This is a genomic window from Rhodovulum sp., from assembly GCF_011048875.1.
In the GTDB taxonomy this organism is placed as follows: domain Bacteria; phylum Pseudomonadota; class Alphaproteobacteria; order Rhodobacterales; family Rhodobacteraceae; genus Rhodovulum; species Rhodovulum tesquicola.
The window spans coordinates 1-4,022 of the sequence record NZ_DSDD01000222.1; the positions used below are offsets into that span (position 1 = coordinate 1).

The window sequence follows — 4,022 nt, forward strand, 5'->3', positions numbered from 1 at the left end:
CGCGCATGGGCGGCGCACCGCGGCGGCCTTCATCGGCCCTGGGCAGGCTGGCCTCGCGGTCGGGCGGCCTGCGGTTGAACTCCGATCCGGGCGGAAGCTCGATATCGGTGGCGGGCGCACGGGAGGGCTCGGGGCGCGCAAGGGCGCCGGGACGCTCCGCAGCGGCGGGCGGCGCGGTTTCCGGTGCGGCCTCGGGCGGTCTTGTCTGCGACGGCGGCGCCTCGGGGCGGCCGGCCCGCGGCGGCACCGGGGCCTCGCCCGGCCGGGTCGGCGGCGGGCCGACCAGCGCCAGCACGACCAGCACCAAGCCACTCAGGACGATGCCCCAGACAATCCCGCCGAACAGTCCCCTGCCCATGCCGTGCTCCTTCAGGGTTTTGGCCTTGCGCCTCTTGCCTTCTGCCTCGCGCGGGATTTGCCCGCACTGCCGCCCCTTGACCGGGGCGCATCGCTCTGAGCATGTATAGCCCGACCCGCACCCGGGTTCACCCTCTTTCGCTTCTGGCGCGACCATGCTGCTACTGATCGACAATTACGACAGCTTCACCTGGAATCTCGTCCATTACCTGGGCGAGCTGGGCGCCGAGACGCGCGTCGTGCGCAACGATGCGATGGACGTGCAGCAGGCGATGGCGCTGAACCCGTCCGCGATCATCCTCTCGCCCGGCCCATGCGATCCGGCGCAGGCGGGGATCTGCCTCGCGCTGACCCGCGCCGCCGCCGAGACCGCAACGCCGCTGCTGGGCGTCTGCCTCGGCCACCAGACCATCGGCGAGGCATTCGGCGGCCGCGTCGTGCGCGCGGGCGAGATCGTGCATGGCAAGACGGGCCGGATCGAGCACGACGCCACCGGCGTTTTCGCGGGCCTGCCCTCGCCTTTCAACGCGACGCGCTACCATTCCCTGATCGTCGAGCGCGAAACCCTGCCCGACTGCCTCGTGGCGAATGCCTGGCTTGCCGATGGCACGATCATGGGCCTGCGCCACCGCACGTTGCCGATCCACGGGGTGCAGTTCCATCCCGAAAGCATCGCGTCCGAACATGGTCACGCGCTGCTGGGCAACTTCCTGCAAACGGTGAAGGAACCGGCATGAGCGACGAGTTGAGGCCGCTGATCGGCATCGCCGCCGACCGCCCGCTGACAAGGGAGGAGGCGCAGGTCGCGTTCGAGGCGCTGTTCGAGGGCGAGGCGACCCCCAGCCAGATCGGCGGCCTGCTGATGGCGCTGCGCACGCGCGGCGAGACGGTGGACGAATTCGCCGCCGCCGCCGCCGTGATGCGGTCGAAATGCCGCAAGGTCACCGCCCCCGAGGGCGCGATGGACATCGTCGGAACGGGCGGCGACGGCAAGGGCACGCTGAACATCTCGACCGCGGCGGCCTTCGTGGTGGCGGGTGCGGGCGTGCCGGTGGCCAAACATGGCAACCGCAATCTCAGCTCCAAATCGGGTGCGGCGGATGCCCTGTCCCAGATGGGCATCAATGTGATGATCGGCCCGGAAATCGTTGAAAAGGCTTTGAAAGAGGTCGGTATCTGTTTCATGATGGCGCCGATGCACCATCCCGCGATGGCCCATGTCGGCCCGACCCGCGCGGAACTCGGCACGCGGACGATCTTCAACATCCTCGGGCCGCTGACCAACCCCGCCGGTGTCAGGCGGCAACTGACCGGCGCGTTCTCGCGGACGCTGATCCGGCCCATGGCCGAGACGCTGGCCGCGCTGGGGTCCGAAGCGGCATGGCTTGTCCATGGCGGCGATGGCACCGACGAATTGTCGATCTCGGGCATCTCCTTCGTCGCCATGCTGGAAAACGGCGCGGTCATCGAGCGCGAACTGCACCCCGAAGAGGCCGGCCTGCCCGAGCACCCGTTCGAGGACATCCTGGGCGGCACGCCCGAACACAATGCCCGCGCGCTGGCCGCGCTGCTCGATGGCGAGCGGTCGGCCTATCGCGACGCGGCGCTTTACAATGCCGCCGCCGCCCTTCTCGTCGCAGGCCACGCGAAGACCCTGTGCGAAGGCGTTGACATGGCGTGCGAAAGCATCGACAGCGGCAAGGCCCGCGCCAAGGTTCAAGGGCTGGCGCAGATCACCTCGGAGGCGGCATGAGCGCAACCATCCTCGACCGTATCAAGGCCTACAAGCTGGGTGAGATCGCCGCCGACAAGGCCGCGCGCCCGCTGGCGGAGGTCGAGGCCGCGGCCCGGGCCGCGCCGCCCGTCCGCCCCTTTGCCGCCGCCCTGCACAAGGCCGCGCGCGAGGGGTATGGGCTGATCGCCGAGATCAAGAAGGCCAGCCCCTCCAAGGGGCTGATCCGCGCCGATTTCGACCCCGCGGCGCTGGCCCGCGCCTATGCCGAGGGCGGCGCCACCTGCCTGTCGGTGCTGACCGACACGCCGTCCTTCCAGGGGGCGAAGGACTACCTGACCCAGGCGCATGACGCGGTCAAACTGCCCTGTCTGCGCAAGGATTTCATGTATGACCCCTATCAGGTCGCCGAGGCACGCGCGCTGGGGGCGGACTGCATCCTGATCATCATGGCCAGCGTCTCGGATGCCCAGGCAGCAGAGCTGGAGGACGCCGCGCGGCACTGGGGCATGGATGCGCTGATCGAGGTCCACGATGCCGGGGAACTGGAGCGCGCCTGCAATCTGAAATCTCCCCTGATTGGCATAAACAACCGCGATCTCAATACTTTCGAGACCTCTCTTGAGACAACGCGCCAGCTTGCCCGACGGGTGCCCGAGGGCCGCCAGATCGTCAGTGAGTCCGGGCTGAACACCCCCGCCGATCTGGCCGACATGGTGCGCTTCGGCGTGCGCAGCTTCCTGATCGGCGAAAGCCTGATGCGCCAGCCCGATGTCACCGCGGCGACCCGCGCCTTGCTGGCCAACCCCTCGATGGGCCTTCAGTGATGGCGGGACTCACCCATTTCGACGCCGAGGGCCATGCCCATATGGTCGACGTGTCCGACAAGCCCGCGACCGCCCGGCTTGCGGTGGCCGAGGGGTGGGTGAGGATGGCCTCGCAAACCCTTGATATCGTGCGGCAAGGCCTGGCGAACAAGGGCGATGTCCTGGGCGTTGCCCGGCTGGCGGGCATCATGGGCGCCAAGCAGACCGCGTCGCTGATCCCGCTTTGCCACCCGCTGCCGATCACCCGCATCGCGCTCGACCTGACCCCGGATCCCGCCCTGCCCGGCATCCGCATCGCCGCGACCGTGCGGACCACCGGCCAGACCGGCGTCGAGATGGAGGCGCTGACCGCCGTTTCGGTCGCGGCGCTCACGATCTATGACATGCTCAAGGCCGCCGAAAAGGGCATGGAGATCGGCGGCATCCGCCTGACCCTTAGGGAGGGCGGCAAGTCCGGTCGCTACGAGGCACAGAAATGATTTCGGTCGAAGAGGCACTGGCTCGGGTCTGCGCCCTGGTCGCACCCCTGCCGGTCGAGGAGGTTCCGCTGGCCCAAGCCGCGGGCCGCGTTCTGGCACGCCCGGTCGCCGCCCGCCTGACCAAGCCGCCCTTCGACACCTCGGCGATGGATGGCTATGCCATCGCCGAGCCCGATGCCCGGCCCGGCGCCACGCTGGACGTGATCGGCACCTCTCGCGCGGGCGAGGGGTTCGTCGGCGCGCTGGCCCCCGGGCAGGCGGTGCGCATCTTCACCGGCGCCCCTGTCCCGCAAGGCGCCGCGCGCGTCGTGATCCAGGAGGATGTGACCCGCACGGGCGAGCGGATCACGCTGGGCGACCGACTGGACCACGGCACCAATATCCTCCCCGCTGGCGCCGATTTTGCCGCGGGTGACACCCTGAGCGCGCCGCGCCGCTTGCGCCCGGCCGATCTGGCGCTGGCCGCGGCGATGAACCTGCCCGCCCTGCCCGTCCACCGCCGCGCCGATGTCGCGATCATCGCCACCGGCGACGAGCTGGTGATGCCGGGCGAGGTGCCGGGCCCCGATCAGATCGTCGCGTCCAACGGTTTCGGGCTCAAGGCCATGGTCGAGGCCGAGGGCGGCA

General features: G+C 69.7%; 5 protein-coding genes and 1 pseudogene. 5 read left to right on the plus strand and 1 reads right to left on the minus strand.

Annotation, left to right across the window (positions count from 1 at the left end):
- A pseudogene (locus tag ENN83_RS07660) lies at window positions 1–358 on the minus strand (hypothetical protein); the annotation flags it as partial.
- A 154-nt stretch (window positions 359–512) separates the two neighbouring features.
- On the opposite strand from ENN83_RS07660, the gene ENN83_RS07665 reads away from it, so the two are divergent.
- The 5 genes from ENN83_RS07665 to ENN83_RS07685 all read left to right on the plus strand — a co-directional run.
- Window positions 513–1,094, plus strand: coding sequence for an anthranilate synthase component II (locus ENN83_RS07665; RefSeq protein ID WP_287185687.1), 582 nt, complete (start codon window positions 513–515; stop codon window positions 1,092–1,094).
- Window positions 1,091–2,110 (plus strand): anthranilate phosphoribosyltransferase, encoded by a 1,020-nt coding sequence (trpD, locus tag ENN83_RS07670; protein WP_287185689.1) that lies wholly within the window; start codon window positions 1,091–1,093, stop codon window positions 2,108–2,110. The genes ENN83_RS07665 and trpD overlap by 4 nt, the downstream gene beginning before the upstream one ends.
- Window positions 2,107–2,916 carry an indole-3-glycerol phosphate synthase TrpC gene (gene trpC / locus ENN83_RS07675; RefSeq protein WP_287185690.1) on the plus strand — a complete coding sequence of 270 codons (810 nt, stop codon included), beginning with the start codon at window positions 2,107–2,109 and terminating at the stop codon, window positions 2,914–2,916. The genes trpD and trpC overlap by 4 nt, the downstream gene beginning before the upstream one ends.
- Window positions 2,916–3,395, plus strand: coding sequence for a cyclic pyranopterin monophosphate synthase MoaC (moaC, locus tag ENN83_RS07680; RefSeq protein WP_287185692.1), 480 nt, complete (start codon window positions 2,916–2,918; stop codon window positions 3,393–3,395). The genes trpC and moaC overlap by 1 nt, the downstream gene beginning before the upstream one ends.
- Window positions 3,392–4,022, plus strand: a 631-nt coding sequence (locus tag ENN83_RS07685; RefSeq protein WP_287185693.1) for a molybdopterin molybdotransferase MoeA, incomplete at its 3' end; no start/stop codon positions are given. The genes moaC and ENN83_RS07685, both read left to right, overlap by 4 nt.